Origin of the sequence: Sphingobium sp. UBA5915, assembly GCF_002431195.1 — a bacterium.
Classification (GTDB): Bacteria; Pseudomonadota; Alphaproteobacteria; order Sphingomonadales; family Sphingomonadaceae; genus Sphingobium; species Sphingobium soli.
The window spans coordinates 1-14,753 of record NZ_DJDV01000045.1 but is presented as its reverse complement, the minus strand read 5'-3'; the positions used below and the strand labels follow the sequence as shown (position 1 = coordinate 14,753).

Genomic DNA, 14,753 nt, shown 5'->3' with positions numbered 1-14,753 from the left:
TTCAGCCCTGCTGGCGGAACAGCTGCTGCACGCCTTCCGAGCTGCGATTGGCGATGTTGGACGTCAGCTGGCAATGGAACATGAATTCCTGGCAGCGCATCGTCAGCTGGACGACCTCGCCCGGCGTCAGTTCGCCGCCCGTGCCTTCCACCGACCGGGCATAGTCCGCGACCGACTTGGCTTCGCCATTCACCTTGTCCAGCGTGCCGAGCATGCCGCGCAGCGCCGGCGACATGTCGGTGCCGCCGATATGCTCGGTCGCCGCGACCTTGAGCGACGCCGCAAAATCGGCCGCCGCGTCCTGCCCGGCCTGCTGGGGCATGGCCGGGGCCAGCTCCACCTGCCGGGCGGGGATCGCGGCCTGCGCGGTGACGGGATCGACCATCATTGCTTGCGCGCCATGGTCTCGAGCGCCTTGGACACGCTGTCAATCGAACTGTGCGAGCTGTTCGACAGGAAGCTCATCTTCATCGCCTCGGCGGTCAGCATGGTGATCTGCGAGGGGTTGTCGCCGCCTTCATTGGCGATCAGGTCGGATTTCTGCTCGATCGTCGCGGCCTGGCGGTCGAGCGCCTTGCCCCAGGCGGAGGCAAAGGCTTCGAACCAGTTGCCGGGCGCGTCGTCCTGGCGCATGCGCGCGCCGGTCAGCGGCGTATTGGCCAAGGTCGCCATGTCGGCGCGGGCAATGCTGTCGGTCATGTCAAATCTCCTTATGTGCGTCTTCAGGGGGTGATGCGTTCCATCCGGCCGTCCTTCTCGAACGTGACGGCATTGGGGGCGACAGACACCAGATGATGTCCGGTGGGCAGGGTGGCGCCGGGAAACCAGTGCGATCCGTCGGCGGTCACGATATGGGCGGGATCGGCGACGATCGTCGCCAGCCCCGCGCCGCTCTGGGTGAAGAAAGATTGCAGCGGGCTCGCGTCCAGGCTGTCGTCGACGCGGAATCCCACCTGCCGCACGGCGGGCAGGTCTTTGCGCAGGTCGGCTCTAATCTGGGCCTGCCGGTCGGCGGGCATATAGCCCGCGCGCACGACCAGCGCGCCGGGCTGGGCCGGGCTGACGCGCGCAGCGACGCCCTTGCCCTGCAGGATGTCGGTCGCCGCACTGGCAAGTTGCGGGCCGGTCTGGGCATCGACGATCACGCCGTCGCCATGCTGGGGCGCGAGCGCGCGCAGCCGGGCCAGCTCCTCTTCGTCGCGCACCACGCCACCGATGCTGAGCGCGCCGCCCGGCGCTTCGCCGACCGTGACGCCGCCGAAGCCTGCCTGCCGCACGGCGCGACTCAGGGCGGCCTTGTCGCCGCTCTGGCCGGTGACCAGCGTTCCCAGCGGTTCGGCCGCCGCGACGCACAACAACCCGGCGCAGCCCGCGCCTAGCGCCAGCCGCGCCATCTTGCGGTCGATCCGGCCGACATGCGCGCGGCCCATGTCCAGCATCCGGTCGATCAGGCGCGGCGCCTGCAACGGCCCGACCGCAACGCCGCAGGGTGTATCGGCGATCTTGCTCGCATCCTCCCAGCGCGGCGATACCGGGGCGCCATGCGCGACCAGATATTCGCCCAGACGGAAGGGCAGATAAGCCGGCAGCACCGCCTGCTCGCCCGCTGCCAGCGTGCGGCCCAGCAACTCCACCTGCCCCTGCAGCACGCGCAGCTGCGCCGTGTCGGGGTTGAGCTCCAGTTCGATCGCGCAGTCGCGCGTGCCCGCGCCGCGCAGCACCACGTCATTGGCCAGGCCATGGCCGATGCTGACGCGCGCGCGCCCGTCGAGCGGGTAGGCCTTGCCGGACAGGCGGCCCGACAGGAGTTTGAGCACGCGGTGCGCGACGGCGGTGCCGCGCGGCATGTCGATCCCACGGATCGTTGCAGCGGTCATTTCAGGGTCTCCATCTGCAGGCGGGGCGCAGGCGGGGACGCGGGCGCCCCGCCGAACCTGGTTGGCATGGGCGACGTCATTGTCGGCATGTCCAGCCGGTTGATGCGCGGGGAAATCAGGAAGAGCCGCTCCACATGCTGGCGGCGCTTCGATCGTGACTTGAACAATTCGCCCAGCACCGGGATCTGCCCCAGCACCGGAATGGCGGTTTCCGCGTCCATGTCGGAATTGACGGTCAGGCCGCCCAGCAACAGGCTTTCGCCCTCGGCGATCAGCGCCTGGGTATTGACGCTGGCGCGCTCCACCACCGGAATGCGGTCAACCGTGCCGTCGAGCAGCGCGCCATCCTCGACATTGACGACCATGCGGATGCGCGGCTGGCCATTATCGACCAGCACGTGCGGGTTGACGCGCAGCACCGTGCCCGCAGTCACGTTGAACAGGTCGACCTGCCGATCGCCCGCGACCCGGACATAAAAGGTGCGGGTGCGGTCGAACACCGCCTCGACATTGGACAGGGTGACGAGCTGCGGTCGCGACACCACCTTTGCCGCGCCCTTTTCCTCCAGCGCGCTGATGCGGGCAATGAACTCGTTGTTCGCGCCGATGATGCCCGACAGCGACAGGCCGCGATTGACGCTGCCGGTATTCAGCGAGTCGGTCAGCGGATTGCCCGTGCGCCGGACGATGTCGCCGCCGAACAGCGCGCCCCAGTCGCCGCTCCGGAAGCGCCAGTTGATGCCCAGCTCGCGCAGCCGATCGACATTGATGTCGATGATCGTCGCTTCCAGCTCCACGATCTGCGGCGCGACATCCAGCGACCGCACCAACCCCTCATAGGCGGGCATGTTTTCGGGGCGGTCGCGCACGATGACGGCGTTGAGCGAAGGATCGACGGTGATGCGCGGGCCCGCCTGCGGCGAGGGCTGGGCCTGGACCACGATCGGCTCCTGGCCCGGCAGGCCCAGATAATCCTCCTCGTCATTGTCATAAGGGGTGGAGCGCGACGCGTCGGGCGCGACGCTGTCCAGCCCCTTGCCCATCAGGCGCGGCACCGACTGGCGCACCTGCTGCGCGCCATAGCTGCCGCCAACAGTGCCGATCGGCAGCCCGTCGCCCATCACGCGCGCGACGATGGTGGCGACGCCGGGCACGCGCACTTCGCGATCGCCCGTGCGCAGCGTGGTGTCATCGGCGCGGGCGTAGCGCAGGTAGAAGACGCGTAGTTCATAGGGGTCGATGCCGCCGGGCGTCAGCGGCTGGGCGCGACCCGGCGCGATCGCGGCGACCGGCGGCCGCTCGCGCACGGCTGTGCGGGGCAGGGCGCTGGCGATTTGCTGCACTTGGTCCAGAAAACGGGGCACGCCGGTCGCCAGCACGCTTTCGGCCGATGTGATGCGCACACGATTGTTGCCGTCGCTCAACCGCCCGCGCGTGACCGCGCCCGACAGGTCGGCCGCGCGCCCTGCCGCCACGCTCATCGTGCGGCTCTGCACGTCATTGGCGCTGTAGACGGTGACGACCGACCCGTCATAATAGGCGATCAGGTTGAACGCGCTCGCCACCTGCCGCCAGATATCGGCGGGCATGCCCGAAAAACGGCCGTTGATCTTGCCAGACACCGTGCCGTTCACCGCGACCCGCAGGCCCGATGCGGCAAAGAACTGGTTCAGGAAATCGGGGGCCGGCTGATCGCGCGCGGTGATGTTGACCTTGCGGTCGCCAAAGGGCGGCTCGGCGGCATGCAGCGCGGGCGTGGCGCTGGCCAGGGCGAGCGCACAGGATAGGCGCAGCATCCCCCTCATGCTGCGGCCTCCATCGGCGCCTGTTCCTCGATCGCGTCGGGCGTCCGGTCGAGCGTGCCGACAACGTCCAGCGGCAGCGCGGGCGTCAGCTCATTATAGCACAGGATCGGCAAGCCAAAGAGGTCGCCGGCGGTCAACTGCCGCAGCGGCCGGCGCAGATCATAGGCGGTGATGATCGCCCGCGCACCGCATTTGGCGGTTTCGCTGCGGATCATGCCGATCAGCGTGCGCGCTTGGTCAGGCGGCATGGCGAGGTGCGCGACGCCCTCCACCGTCTGTAGATTGTCGCGGAAGAAACGCTCCAGCCGGCCGCCCACGACCAGCACGGGGAAACGGCCATCCGCCATATGGGGTGCGGCGATATAGCGGCGCAGCGCCACCCGCGTGCGGTCCGCGATCGGTACCGCATTGCGTTCCGATTGACCGATTTCGGCGATGGCTTCCAACACGTCGCGCAGATTCCGCAAACAGACCTCCTCTTCGGCAAGCAGGCGCAGCACTTCGGCGATGCGCGGGGATGACACGGCGCGCACGACTTCCTTGACCAGGTCGGGATAGTCGGCGCCCATGCGGTTGAGCATGGTGGTGGTTTCCTGCAGGCCCAGGAAACGGGCGGCATTGCGCCGCAGCAGCGCCTCGATCGCCGGCGCGATCGCCTCTTCGAACGGCCCGTCGACTTCGCCCGATCCGACCGGCGCCTCATAGGCGCTCAGCGTCCAGCGCGGCCGCTCCCCCTCGGGCAGCAGCCGGGTCGTGACTTCGCCCGCCGGCATCGGCAGCCCCAGCCGCGCCTGCACGGCTTCGATCACCAGCACAAAGCGGGCGCGCAGCCGTTCGGCCTGGGCCGCGTCGAGCGCGGGCGCGGCGATCTCCAGCACCAGCGGCCGTACCGGGCGCGGCGCTTCGGGCTGTGCCGCCAGCGTTTGCGGCAGCGGCTTCTCGCCTTTGTCGAACCGCGCTGCCTTGCCCATGATCCAGGCGTGCGACACCGGATGCTGCCACGCCGCCGCGCTGCCCAGCGCAAAGGCGATGCCGATGAAGACCGCAGCGGGAAAGCCGGGGATCAGCGCCATCAACAGGCACAGGATCGCGGCGGGCGCCAGCACCTTGGGCTTGCTGCCGATCTGCTGCACGATCGCCGGGCCCAGGCTCCCGTCACGGCTTTCGTCCGTCGTGCGGGTAACCAGCAGGCCGGCCGCCATGGCGCTGAACAGCGCCGGGATCTGTGCGACAAGGCCGTCGCCGATGGTCAGGATCGAAAAGACCTGCATCGCCTCGCCCGCTTCCATCCCGTGGGAAAAGACGCCGACGGCCAGGCCCCCGACCAGGTTGATCAGCACGATGACGATGGAGGCGATGGCGTCGCCCTTCACAAACTTCATCGCGCCATCCAGGCTGCCGTGCAGCTTGCTTTCCAGCTCCAGCGTCCGCCGCCGCTCACGCGCTTCGTCTTTGCCGATCAGCCCGGACCGCAGGTCGCTGTCGATCGACAATTGCTTGCCGGGCATCGCGTCCAGGCTGAACCGCGCCGCCACTTCGGCGACGCGCTCGGCGCCCTTGGAAATGACGATGAACTGCACGACCGTGATGATCAGGAAGACGACCAGCCCGACGATCAGGTTGCCGCCGGCGACCATTTCGCCGAACTGCTGGATGATGTGCCCGCCCTCGGCGGTCGTCAGGATCATGCGCGTGGTCGCGATCGAAAGCGACAGGCGAAACAGCGTCGAAAGCAGCAGCACTGTGGGAAAGGTGGAGAAATCGAGCGGCTTTGTGATGTGCAGCGTGGAAAGCAGCAGCAGCAGGCCGATGGCGATATTGGTCGCGACCAGCATGTCGATCATGATTGCCGGCAACGGCAGGATCAACAGCGCGACGATCGCCACCACGGCGACGATCAGCATCAGGTCTGCCGGGCGCACCGCGCCGCGCGGCAGGCGGGAAATCAGGCTGGCGGCCATCAGCGCGTCGCTCCGCTGCGCAGCGCGGCATAGCGCGCCATCACCTTGACGACATAATCCTGCGTTTCGCGATAGGGGGGGATCTGGTTGCCATAGCGCGCCACCGCGCCTTCACCTGCATTATAGGCGGCCAGGATCAGGTCGAAATCCTTGCCGTAGCGTTTCTGCAGCGATTTCAGCAGCCGCGCGCCGGTTTCGATATTGGTGGCCGGATCATAGAGCGCGTCCTGCGCAACGCCGAAGCGGGCGCCGGTACCCGGCATGATCTGCATCAACCCCCGCGCGCCGGCATGCGACAGTGCGCTGGCGCGATAGGTCGATTCGGTGCCGATGATCGCGTGCAGGAACAGTGGGTCGATGCGGTGGGCGGCGGCGGTCGCCTGGATATGCGAGTCGAAATCCGGCATGAAGCCGGCAATCTTGACCGGACGATCCAGCATGGCACTGACCCGGCGCGTGCCCGGCGGCGGTTCGGCCAGCGCGGTCTTGCCGCGGCGGCGCTCCGGCTTCTTGGGCTTGTCTTCCTTGACACCGATGATGCGCGCCACGTCGGGCGTCGTGCTGATCGGCGCGCGCGGAGCGACAACGATCCGCGCCGCACAGCCCTGTAACGCCATATAGCCGTTCGTGCTGCCGCCATCGGCGACGCGCAGATTGGCGTTCAGCGGGCAGGACCCGAAATCGATGTCCCGCCAGCTTACATTATCCTCGGCATAGGCAATGCTGCCCCCCGATGAAAATGCGAATAGAGTCGCAATAGAAATATTGCGAAAAATTGCGATTGCCATCCTGACGATCTCCTATCTGGTGACGTCCACACACCAAATTCTCGATCAGTCTAAGTCTGTAGTAATCTAACGATATTTGTCGTCATATACTTGTGCTTATCCGCCCAGAGAGCGACGGATTGGCGAGGGCTTTGTCGCGCTACAATTTCGGCGAAGCCACTGTAACGAGACGGATTGTGGCCAAGAGGCGATGAAGTGAAGTCAACTGGTCGATTGCTATGGAACCGTGACGAATCAGTCACATAATCGTTACGACTAGATGAATTACCATGTCGAAGTCGAAACATCTGCGAAGATGAACGGCTCGTCCCAATCCTGCTATCGAGGGTTGACGAAGCGACGCTTTGTCTAAACTTTTACTTGGGTCCACACACGCACTTCATGAAGCTGTTTGGCGCCGGTTCCCATTGACTGCCGCACAGCTTCTTCCCGGTTCATGCCTCCAGGCACGGTGTGGAGTTTCCATGGCGCAAAAGAATGACGGCGGTGACAAGACCGAGAAGCCGACTCCCAAGCGACTGCGCGACGCCCGCCGCAAGGGCGACATCGCCAAGTCGAAGGATGTCGGGCCCGCTCTCGGCATGATCATGTGGTTCCTGCTGCTGCTGTTCGCGGCCGGCCATGCCGGCGCGCAGATCACCGGTCTGATGCGCGATACGCTCGGCACGGCGACCAGCATGCCCTTCGATGCGGCCGCGCCCGTACTGGGCTGGGCGGCGCTGCTCGTGCTGGTGTCGGTCAGCCTATTGATCCTGGGGCCTGCCGCGCTGATCGGCGTAATCGCTGAATTCGTACAGGTCGGCGCCCTCGTCACCACCGAAAAGCTCAAGCCCTCACTCGACAAGCTGAACCCGATCGAAGGGCTCAAGCGCATGTTCAGCATGGACAATCTGGTCGAGCTCCTCAAGACCGTCGCGAAGGCTACGCTGATCCTGACGATCGCCGGGGTCATCCTCTGGCGCTCGGCCGATGGTTTCGTCAGCTTGGTGCAGGCGGCGGAATGGTCGCCGGTCGACCATCATGGCGACCAGGTGGCGAGTGCGATGCTGGCGCTGATCCGGTCGGTGTCGATCCAGCTCTTCGCCTGGACCTGCGCCATCTTCCTGCTTGTCGCCGCCGCCGATCGGGCCTGGGCGCAGCACAGCTTCATCAAGAAATTGCGGATGAGCCGGCGCGACATCAAGCAGGAGCATAAGGATAATGAAGGCGATCCAATGCTGCGCGCGCAACGCCGGCAACTCCATGAGGAATGGGCCAATCAAAATGCCGTGGCGGCCGCCGGCCGCGCCAATGTGCTGCTGACCAATCCGACGCATCTCGCCATCGCGCTCGACTATGATCCCGAAGACTGTCCGGTGCCGATGGTCGCGGCCAAGGGCGAAGGGCCGCTCGCCGCCGCCATGCGCGCCGAGGCGGAGCGCGAAGGCGTACCGATTGTGCGCAATATCGGCCTGGCGCGCGGCGTCTGGGGCGAAAGCGAGGTGGGCGGGCCGATCCCGCGCGACCGGTTTGATGCGATTGCCGAAATCATCCTGTGGGCGCGTCGGGCGCGCGACGGGTTGGAAGCTCCGGTGCGGGAGGATGCGGAATGAACGCGGGGACTTTCTTCCTCAGCCTGCTGGCCGTTGTGCTGGCGCTCGCCGTCGTGCTGGGCCTGGCATGGGTGGCGCTGCGGCTGCTGCGGCGGTGGAACGATCATTTCCAGGGCGGCGGCGAAGCAACCGAGCAGCCGATCCGCTTCCTGCGCGCTATGGCCGTGGGCCAGCGCGAGCGCATCGCCCTCGTCGAGGTGCGGGGCGAGGTCATGTTGATCGGCGTCACTGGCGGCAATATCAGCCTGCTCGCGCGCTGGCCCGAAGGCCGCGCCGCGCCGTTCGCCCCGGATGGACGGCCCTGATGACGCCCGAGCCGCCTCGCTTTCCTGTCATGGGTGCGGAGGAGGCGCATCTGCGCCAGAGCCTGCTCGGCGCGCTGTGCGGCCTGAGCGTCGATGATCAGGTACTGCGCGCGCAGCTTCTGCCGCGCGGCGACGATGCGACCGCCTGGTTCCGCTGCGCTGACGCCATCGCCTTTCGCCTGCTCCGCTTCGGCGGCCGCGCGCTGTCCATGGATGCCGGCGATGGCCCGGGGATGGCGGCGCTGCTGGACGCGGCCGACGATCTGCTCAGCGCCGTCGAAGCCGCGCTCGGCCTGACGTTGGACCCGCTCGACATCGGTCCATGTCCCGACACCGCAGGGCTGACTGTGCGGATCGGCTCGCTCGACCAGCAGATCGTCCTGCTGCTGTCGGTCCCGTTCGACGCGGTCATTCTGGCCCAGCCCGCGCCGCTCGCGCCATCGCTGCTCGGCGATATCGCGCTGCCTGTCGCGATCGCTGTCGCGGGACCGCGCCTGTCCCCGGCCGACGCGGCGACGCTTTCGCCCGGCGACCTGCTGCTGATCGGGCCGGCTCCCATCGCTGCCACGCTGTGCCCGCCGCACGGCGATGCGATCACGGGCCGGCTCGATCCGGTCGCCCGCTGCTTCCGGCCGCACTGAGCCGCTTGTTCCCAAGAGGAGAAGATCATGGATGATGCCGATACGCCTGCCATGTCTCCAACCCCCGCCAGCCCGACATTCCCGGCGGACGATTTTTCGGTGCAACTGCGCTTCGAGTTGGACCAGACCGATGTCCCGCTCTCTCGGCTTCAGGCGGTGCAGCAGGGCGGCGTGCTGCCCTTGCAGGATCGCGACGGCGCGCTTCCCGTCCGTATCATCGCGGGCGGCCGCGCTATTGCGGCGGGCCAGATCGTGTCGGTCGGCGACAGCTATGGCGTGCTCATAGAGACGGTTCTCAAGGAGGGCTGAACCCATGGACGTGTCCGCCTTCACGCCCGGCAGCGCTCTTGTTGTCGTCGTCCTCATCGCACTCGCGCCCTTCTTCGCGGTGATGGTGACCAGCTTCACCAAGATCGTGGTGGTGCTGTCCTTGCTGCGCAATGCGCTGGGGCTGCAGCAGGTGCCGCCCAATGTCGTGCTGAACGGCATGGCGCTCGTTCTGTCGGTCTATGTCATGTATCCCACCATGCAGCAGATGGCGGCGGCCTCGGGGCAGCAGGCCGTACCGTCCCAGACCAGCGAGATATTCTCCGCCGCCGACCGCGCCAAGGAGCCGCTGCGCGCCTTCCTCATCAAGCATAGCGCCGCGGACGAGCGTGCCTTCTTCCTGCGCACGCAGCAACGAGTCGCCAAACAGAGCGGCACGCAGGCGGCGAGCGCCACCGACTTCATCGTCGTCGTGCCTGCCTTCGTCGTGCGCGAACTGACCGTCGCCTTCCAGATCGGCTTCCTCATCTTCCTGCCCTTCCTGGTGATCGACCTCGTGATCTCCAACATTCTGCTGGCGATGGGCATGATGATGCTCTCGCCCGTCACAATATCCCTGCCGTTCAAAATCTTGCTGTTCGTGCTGGTCGACGGGTGGGTGAAGCTCTCGCACGGGCTGGTGCTCAGCTATGTCTGACAGCATCATCCGCATGACGATCGACGCGCTGTGGCTGGTGCTGCTGCTGTCCGCCCCGCCGATCGTTGCGGCCTCGGCGGTCGGGCTGCTGGTCGCGCTGGTGCAGGCGGCGACGCAGCTTCAGGAACAGACGCTGCAATATACGCTCAAATTCTTCGCCATCGTCGCCACCATCTTCCTCACCGCCTCGCTGCTGGCGGGCAGCCTCTACCAATATGGCAACACCATCTTCACCCAGTTCCCGGCCATGGTGCGCCAGTGATGGCGGGCGCGGCGGGAGGCATGCAGGGCGTGCCGGGATGGATGATGGAATTGCTGCTGGTCGGCATCGCCTCGGCCCGCTTCGGCTTCGCCTTCGCCATCATCCCCCTGTTCGCGCAAAACACCATTCCCGCCACGGTCCGCAACGCGATCATCCTCACCTTCGGCGGCGTCGCCTTCGCCCTCCAGCCCAATTTCATGGTGCAGGATATCGGCACTTTCGGCTGGGCGATCATGCTGCTGCGCGAAGCCGGGATCGGCATCGCCATCGGCTTCTTCTTCGCCACCATCCTCTGGGCGATGGAGGCGGCAGGCGAGATTATCGACGCCAAGGTCGGCGCGACCATCGGCCAGATATTGGAGCCCAATGGCGGCACCATGACATCGCTCACCGGATCGCTGCTGCAACGGCTCGCCCATGTCCTCTTCGCCGCCTGGGGCGGACTGTTGCTGCTGGTTGGCACCATCATGGAAAGCTTCGTCATCTGGCCGATCGCCAAGAGCTGGCCCGTGCTGGATCCGCAGTCGCTGATCCTGTTCGAAGGGGAATTCGGTCGGTTGATGACGCTGGCGCTGGTCTTCGCCGCGCCGATTCTGGTGATGCTCTATGTCGTCGATGCTGCGCTCGGCCTGCTCAACCGCTTTGCGCAGCAGCTCAACGTCTTTTCCCTGTCGCTCTCGATCAAGAGCTGGGCCGCGACCGCGCTGCTCCTCATCCTGGTGCCGCTGCTCGCGCAGGCGGTGCTGAAGGACCTGTCTACCCGTAGCGACGTCGTGCGCGCGGTGGCAAGGACGCTGGCGCGATGACCGACGGGCAGGACGAGGAAGCCCGCCTGCGCGAATTGATGCGCTTGCTGCGCCAGGCCGATGCGCGCGCGGCGGAGGAGGATGTGCCGATCGGCGAGTTTCGCATCCCCCGCTCACGCGTGCCCGAACGGCATAGCCAGGCGATCGGCACGCTCACCCGAACCGAAGTGGCGGTGCTGCGCTTCCTGGGCTGGGGCCGCGCCAATGCCGACATCGCGACCCTGCTGGTCATCAGCGAAAATACGGTGCGCGTGCACCTCAACAATATGTGCCGCAAGCTGGAGCTGGACGGCGTGCGCGAACTCAACGCGCTTGCCGGCCTGCTCTTCCACCCGCTCAGCTAGTCGGATCGCTTAGGACCCTAGTCGGATCGGGGAGGGCGGACGGCTGGCAGGTCGGTCATACAGGATGGCGACGACGGCGGTTCGACCCGTTCGCGCCGCCGTTCAGGCGCCCTTTTAGGGCCGGATTTTCAAGGACAGGAGAATAACGATGTTTGGCATTGGTTCCTTTAACCCCATTTCCCTCCTCGCCACCTCGATGCTCGGCCCGATCGGCGGCGTCGTCGCCCAGTTGGCGCAGCAGGTCTTCTCGCAGATGGGTCAGCAGATCCTGCAGCAGTTCGGCGACAAGCTCGGCTTGCCCCAGGGCATCATCGACATGGCGCAGAGCCAGTTCGCCGGTTCGATCGGCGACTTCCAGGGCGCGGCCAGCAACATCGATGAAGCGATCGACCAGTTCGGCGCCGGTGTCGGCGCTTCGCCCTTTGACATCGCCCAGGCCCAGAATGGCGTCCAGCAGATGATGATGCAGTTCATCGAGGAAATGAGCCAGAGCGAAGAGTTCAAGGACGCTAAGGCTTCGGGCGGCAAGGGCAAGGTCGCTGGCGCCGGTTCGACCGGTGCGCCGGGCTGGCTAATGGCGATGGCGCAGGCGCTGGGCGAGGAACTGGATCGTCTGGGTCAGGACATGCAGAGCCGCGCCGAATCGCTGAAGGGCGACGACGCCAGCGCCTCGGCCGAATTCGGCGTCGTGTCGCAGCAGTTCAGCATGCTGATGAACGCGACCAACAACGCCATCAAGACGATCGGCGAAGCCATGTCGAACACCGCGCGTAAGCAATAATCCGCTTACCCCGCAAAGCAAACGGTTGGAGGCCCATCCCTTGGATCGGGCCTCCGCCTCTTTTATCAGGGGCTTGACAGCACAGGAGGACGATCATGTTCCGAACTGTAATCATCGCGCTGGCGCTTGTGGCACCCGTCGGCGTCGCAACCGCCCAGGATATCGCGCCCGTCATCAGCCCAGGCCAGGCGGCCGAGGGCATATTCCATCGCTCCGTCGCCGAAGGCCAGGCGCGCCGCATCCGCGAAGGCAGATCGAGCGCCAACGCTGCTCCCACGGCTGGCCAGCGGCGCGCGTGCGCCAGCCTGCCGCGCTTCCGGGCGGAACTGGGCGCGAACGAGCCGCGCGTTCGCAAGCTGGAAGGGCTGTGCGCGGGCGCCGGCCTCTAATCGGATCGACTAGGGGACTAGTCGGATAGCGGAGTGCGACGGCGGCGGGCCGCCGCCATCCTGCCGGACACAGGCAGAGACAGGAGACCCGCCATGATGCTCTTGGGCTATCTTACCAATCAGGTCGGCGATGCGGTTCCGCTGCTGGACCGGCCTTTCAACACCATGGCCTGGTATCTGCCGCCCAAGAGTGCGGCGAACCGCAGCGCCAACACCAGCTGCCAGCAAATGGGGCCCGGCATCTACGGATCCTTCGGCAGCGACGTGCACGGCGGCACCGCCTTTCCCCGCATCGCCCGCCATTATGAGGCTGTCGGCGGCGGCCTTGCCGATCCTGAAGCCGCCGGCGATGTGACGCTCGCGCCCGGCACGGGCTGCGCCGCTCTGGACCTTGGCGCCGATTATCGGCTGCTGCTCGATGGCGCGACGGGGCAGGTTCTGATCGAACATCGGCCCAGCGACACGCGCAGCCCGATCTGGGGCGGCGAGGCCGCGCTGCATGCGCAAAGCTGGTTCGGGCTCGACAATGGCACCGCCATCGCGATCGAAGCGGGCGCAGCGGCCGACCATGCCGATGCCGTGGTGCCGGCGCGGATCGACATCACCCGCGACGGCGCGACGCTCAGCCTGTGCGCAGACGACCGGGCGTGAGGGCGGGACGACAGGGATGATGCTGCACAGCCTGACCGCGGCCGCCGCCTTGCTGGCGTCGCTCTTCGCGCCCGTAGGACCTCAGCAGGGCGCGCCGCCCGCACGCTTCGATCCGAGCAGCTTGCCGGCGCTCGACCTCTCCCCCGGCCAGGGCGTGGTTGCCGATGTCGATGGCGGCTATCGTCCCGATCCTGCGGTGCGGCGCAAGCTGGCGGACATCATGGGCGAAGCTGCCGGCAGGGAAGGCGCGGCACAGGAAGCCGAAATGCGGCAGATCGTGCTGTCGGGCCGCGCCGTCGACGAATATGAGAAAGTGGCGCCCCGACTTGGCTACAGCGCCAATGACGCGATCGACGGACTCGCCTTCTACATGCTTGCCCAATGGGGCGTCGCCAACGACCATCGGCCCGACATCACTCGCGCGCAGGCCGCAGGGGTGCGGCGTCAGGCGGCCAACGCCTTTGCCCGTGTCGCCGACCAGGTGGACAGCGATGCGCTGCGCCAGGAATTTGGTGAGATGCTGATGATCCAGGGCGCGATCATGGCGGGCACGCATGAGGCGGCCCTGCGCAGCGGAGATAGCACCGCGCTCGCCCGCTATGCCGAAATGGCGCGGCGCGGCGGACGGCAGATATTCCAGGCCGATCCTGTCGACATCCTCCTCACTGACGATGGTTTCCGCCACCGCTAGTCGGATCGACTAGCCCCCTAGTCGGATCGTGGAGCGCATTCGCCCGCCCGATCTGCTTTTATGCTCAGCGACAGGACGGCGCGGGCCGTCGACAGGATGAGACAGGACCCATGACGATCGACCCCAATATCAGCAGCGCCAGCGCGATCGGCGCCCTCGGCCAGACGGGGGGCGCTTCCGCCGGCGTTGGCCCGGTCGATCAGGTCCGCGCGCTTGCCAGCCAGATCGTCGGCCAAATCGCTGGCAACTTCGGCCTGCTGCCGATCAGCGCCCCCGGGCAGGGCGACGTCTACGGCCTTCGCGCCTTGGCGGACCAGATAAGCGCGAGTTTTGGCGGCTCGGCCGCTGATGCCGGCGCGCTCACGCGCGCTGTCGAGGATTTCGCCAGCGCCGTCGCGACCGACATGGCGGCCTATGCCGATGGTCGGACGCTCGACCTGGCGGACAGCGCGATCGGCGCTTCGACACTCGGATCGGCCAGCGACATTGCCGGCATCATTGATGGACTGGATCAGGCGCGCGTCGCTCTGGAAGGCGCGCGTCCCGCATGAACTGCCGGCCTGCGCCGGTTCTTTGCAACGAGAGGGAATGAACATGACAACGATCATCAACAATACGTTCAATCTCAACGTCACGAACAATTTCGGGGCGAACCCGCTGGCCGGGGGAATGACGCTGCAACTCGCCAGCGGCATCATGGCCAGCTATTTCCAGCCGCTCATGGCCAGCGCCTTCGCGTCGGCTGCGCTGCCGATGATGTTCCAGATGCAGGGCGGCACGATGCTGCCGGGCACGGGCGGCCAGGCGTCGAGCTTCGCCCCGACTGAAGGCGCCAGCTGGTCCGCTTCGATGGAGGGTGAAAGCCAGGCGTCGATCGATCTGGGCGATGGCTATTC

The 14,753-nt window shown here is 66.6% G+C and carries 20 protein-coding genes; 14 read left to right on the top strand and 6 right to left on the bottom strand.

Going from position 1 to position 14,753, the window contains the following annotated elements; genetic code table 11:
- Nucleotide 1: 1 nt before the first annotated feature.
- The 6 genes from B2V90_RS06335 to B2V90_RS06310 are packed head-to-tail and all read right to left on the bottom strand — an operon-like array spanning nucleotide 2 to nucleotide 6,431.
- Nucleotides 2–388, bottom strand: coding sequence for a hypothetical protein (locus B2V90_RS06335; RefSeq protein ID WP_009823046.1), 387 nt, complete (start codon nucleotides 386–388; stop codon nucleotides 2–4).
- Nucleotides 385–699, bottom strand: a complete 315-nt coding sequence (locus B2V90_RS06330; RefSeq protein ID WP_293920396.1) for a hypothetical protein — start codon at nucleotides 697–699, stop codon at nucleotides 385–387. Before B2V90_RS06330 ends, B2V90_RS06335 begins: the two co-directional genes overlap by 4 nt.
- A gap of 23 nt (nucleotides 700–722) precedes the next feature.
- Nucleotides 723–1,877 carry a hypothetical protein gene (locus B2V90_RS06325; RefSeq protein ID WP_293920393.1) on the bottom strand — a complete coding sequence of 385 codons (1,155 nt, stop codon included), beginning with the start codon at nucleotides 1,875–1,877 and terminating at the stop codon, nucleotides 723–725.
- Nucleotides 1,874–3,682, bottom strand: coding sequence for a type III secretion system outer membrane ring subunit SctC (sctC, locus tag B2V90_RS06320; protein ID WP_293920391.1), 1,809 nt, complete (start codon nucleotides 3,680–3,682; stop codon nucleotides 1,874–1,876). Before sctC ends, B2V90_RS06325 begins: the two co-directional genes overlap by 4 nt.
- A complete protein-coding gene (locus B2V90_RS06315) occupies nucleotides 3,679–5,643 on the bottom strand; it encodes a flagellar biosynthesis protein FlhA (protein ID WP_293920388.1) in 1,965 nt (654 codons plus the stop codon). Before B2V90_RS06315 ends, sctC begins: the two co-directional genes overlap by 4 nt.
- Nucleotides 5,643–6,431 carry a lytic transglycosylase domain-containing protein gene (locus tag B2V90_RS06310; protein ID WP_293920385.1) on the bottom strand — a complete coding sequence of 263 codons (789 nt, stop codon included), beginning with the start codon at nucleotides 6,429–6,431 and terminating at the stop codon, nucleotides 5,643–5,645. Before B2V90_RS06310 ends, B2V90_RS06315 begins: the two co-directional genes overlap by 1 nt.
- A gap of 464 nt (nucleotides 6,432–6,895) precedes the next feature.
- On the opposite strand from B2V90_RS06310, the gene B2V90_RS06305 reads away from it, so the two are divergent.
- The 14 genes from B2V90_RS06305 to B2V90_RS06240 all read left to right on the top strand — a co-directional run.
- Complete coding sequence (locus B2V90_RS06305) at nucleotides 6,896–8,023, top strand: EscU/YscU/HrcU family type III secretion system export apparatus switch protein (RefSeq protein WP_293920382.1); 1,128 nt, start codon at nucleotides 6,896–6,898, stop codon at nucleotides 8,021–8,023.
- Nucleotides 8,020–8,328, top strand: a complete 309-nt coding sequence (fliO, locus tag B2V90_RS06300; protein WP_009823039.1) for a flagellar biosynthetic protein FliO — start codon at nucleotides 8,020–8,022, stop codon at nucleotides 8,326–8,328. The genes B2V90_RS06305 and fliO overlap by 4 nt, the downstream gene beginning before the upstream one ends.
- Nucleotides 8,328–8,969, top strand: coding sequence for a hypothetical protein (locus tag B2V90_RS06295; protein WP_293920377.1), 642 nt, complete (start codon nucleotides 8,328–8,330; stop codon nucleotides 8,967–8,969). The genes fliO and B2V90_RS06295 overlap by 1 nt, the downstream gene beginning before the upstream one ends.
- A gap of 27 nt (nucleotides 8,970–8,996) precedes the next feature.
- Entirely contained in the window at nucleotides 8,997–9,278 is a 282-nt protein-coding gene (locus tag B2V90_RS06290) for a FliM/FliN family flagellar motor switch protein (RefSeq protein WP_228226540.1), read from the top strand.
- A 4-nt stretch (nucleotides 9,279–9,282) separates the two neighbouring features.
- The gene (sctR, locus tag B2V90_RS06285) at nucleotides 9,283–9,933 is read left to right on the top strand and encodes a type III secretion system export apparatus subunit SctR (RefSeq protein WP_009823036.1); all 651 of its coding nucleotides are present in this window, start codon (nucleotides 9,283–9,285) and stop codon (nucleotides 9,931–9,933) included.
- The gene (gene sctS / locus B2V90_RS06280; RefSeq protein WP_009823035.1) at nucleotides 9,926–10,195 is read left to right on the top strand and encodes a type III secretion system export apparatus subunit SctS; all 270 of its coding nucleotides are present in this window, start codon (nucleotides 9,926–9,928) and stop codon (nucleotides 10,193–10,195) included. Before sctR ends, sctS begins: the two co-directional genes overlap by 8 nt.
- Nucleotides 10,195–11,001: a type III secretion system export apparatus subunit SctT gene (gene sctT / locus B2V90_RS06275; protein ID WP_293920370.1), complete on the top strand. Its 807-nt coding sequence runs from the start codon at nucleotides 10,195–10,197 to the stop codon at nucleotides 10,999–11,001. The genes sctS and sctT overlap by 1 nt, the downstream gene beginning before the upstream one ends.
- Complete coding sequence (locus B2V90_RS06270) at nucleotides 10,998–11,345, top strand: helix-turn-helix domain-containing protein (protein ID WP_009823033.1); 348 nt, start codon at nucleotides 10,998–11,000, stop codon at nucleotides 11,343–11,345. Before sctT ends, B2V90_RS06270 begins: the two co-directional genes overlap by 4 nt.
- A 148-nt stretch (nucleotides 11,346–11,493) precedes the next feature.
- Complete coding sequence (locus B2V90_RS06265) at nucleotides 11,494–12,126, top strand: hypothetical protein (protein ID WP_009823032.1); 633 nt, start codon at nucleotides 11,494–11,496, stop codon at nucleotides 12,124–12,126.
- 95 nt (nucleotides 12,127–12,221) lie between these two features.
- Entirely contained in the window at nucleotides 12,222–12,515 is a 294-nt protein-coding gene (locus B2V90_RS06260; protein WP_009823031.1) for a hypothetical protein, read from the top strand.
- A gap of 93 nt (nucleotides 12,516–12,608) precedes the next feature.
- Nucleotides 12,609–13,166 (top strand): hypothetical protein, encoded by a 558-nt coding sequence (locus tag B2V90_RS06255; protein WP_293920364.1) that lies wholly within the window; start codon nucleotides 12,609–12,611, stop codon nucleotides 13,164–13,166.
- Nucleotides 13,167–13,182: 16 nt separating this feature from the next.
- Complete coding sequence (locus B2V90_RS06250; protein ID WP_293920361.1) at nucleotides 13,183–13,857, top strand: DUF6683 family protein; 675 nt, start codon at nucleotides 13,183–13,185, stop codon at nucleotides 13,855–13,857.
- 110 nt (nucleotides 13,858–13,967) lie between these two features.
- Nucleotides 13,968–14,408: a hypothetical protein gene (locus B2V90_RS06245; RefSeq protein ID WP_293920358.1), complete on the top strand. Its 441-nt coding sequence runs from the start codon at nucleotides 13,968–13,970 to the stop codon at nucleotides 14,406–14,408.
- Nucleotides 14,409–14,451: 43 nt separating this feature from the next.
- Nucleotides 14,452–14,753 (top strand): hypothetical protein (locus tag B2V90_RS06240; protein WP_293920356.1); only part of this gene is annotated, 302 nt, incomplete at its 3' end.

Bases quoted from the DNA above. Each gene is read 5' to 3' on its own strand.
- B2V90_RS06335 (WP_009823046.1), bottom strand. From the start codon at position 388: ATGATGGTCGATCCCGTCACCGCGCAGGCCGCGATCCCCGCCCGGCAG.
- B2V90_RS06330 (WP_293920396.1), bottom strand. From the start codon at position 699: ATGACCGACAGCATTGCCCGCGCCGACATGGCGACCTTGGCCAATACG.
- B2V90_RS06325 (WP_293920393.1), bottom strand. From the start codon at position 1,877: ATGACCGCTGCAACGATCCGTGGGATCGACATGCCGCGCGGCACCGCC.
- sctC (WP_293920391.1), bottom strand. From the start codon at position 3,682: ATGAGGGGGATGCTGCGCCTATCCTGTGCGCTCGCCCTGGCCAGCGCC.
- B2V90_RS06315 (WP_293920388.1), bottom strand. From the start codon at position 5,643: ATGGCCGCCAGCCTGATTTCCCGCCTGCCGCGCGGCGCGGTGCGCCCG.
- B2V90_RS06310 (WP_293920385.1), bottom strand. From the start codon at position 6,431: ATGGCAATCGCAATTTTTCGCAATATTTCTATTGCGACTCTATTCGCA.
- B2V90_RS06305 (WP_293920382.1), top strand. From the start codon at position 6,896: ATGGCGCAAAAGAATGACGGCGGTGACAAGACCGAGAAGCCGACTCCC.
- fliO (WP_009823039.1), top strand. From the start codon at position 8,020: ATGAACGCGGGGACTTTCTTCCTCAGCCTGCTGGCCGTTGTGCTGGCG.
- B2V90_RS06295 (WP_293920377.1), top strand. From the start codon at position 8,328: ATGACGCCCGAGCCGCCTCGCTTTCCTGTCATGGGTGCGGAGGAGGCG.
- B2V90_RS06290 (WP_228226540.1), top strand. From the start codon at position 8,997: ATGGATGATGCCGATACGCCTGCCATGTCTCCAACCCCCGCCAGCCCG.
- sctR (WP_009823036.1), top strand. From the start codon at position 9,283: ATGGACGTGTCCGCCTTCACGCCCGGCAGCGCTCTTGTTGTCGTCGTC.
- sctS (WP_009823035.1), top strand. From the start codon at position 9,926: ATGTCTGACAGCATCATCCGCATGACGATCGACGCGCTGTGGCTGGTG.
- sctT (WP_293920370.1), top strand. From the start codon at position 10,195: ATGGCGGGCGCGGCGGGAGGCATGCAGGGCGTGCCGGGATGGATGATG.
- B2V90_RS06270 (WP_009823033.1), top strand. From the start codon at position 10,998: ATGACCGACGGGCAGGACGAGGAAGCCCGCCTGCGCGAATTGATGCGC.
- B2V90_RS06265 (WP_009823032.1), top strand. From the start codon at position 11,494: ATGTTTGGCATTGGTTCCTTTAACCCCATTTCCCTCCTCGCCACCTCG.
- B2V90_RS06260 (WP_009823031.1), top strand. From the start codon at position 12,222: ATGTTCCGAACTGTAATCATCGCGCTGGCGCTTGTGGCACCCGTCGGC.
- B2V90_RS06255 (WP_293920364.1), top strand. From the start codon at position 12,609: ATGATGCTCTTGGGCTATCTTACCAATCAGGTCGGCGATGCGGTTCCG.
- B2V90_RS06250 (WP_293920361.1), top strand. From the start codon at position 13,183: ATGATGCTGCACAGCCTGACCGCGGCCGCCGCCTTGCTGGCGTCGCTC.
- B2V90_RS06245 (WP_293920358.1), top strand. From the start codon at position 13,968: ATGACGATCGACCCCAATATCAGCAGCGCCAGCGCGATCGGCGCCCTC.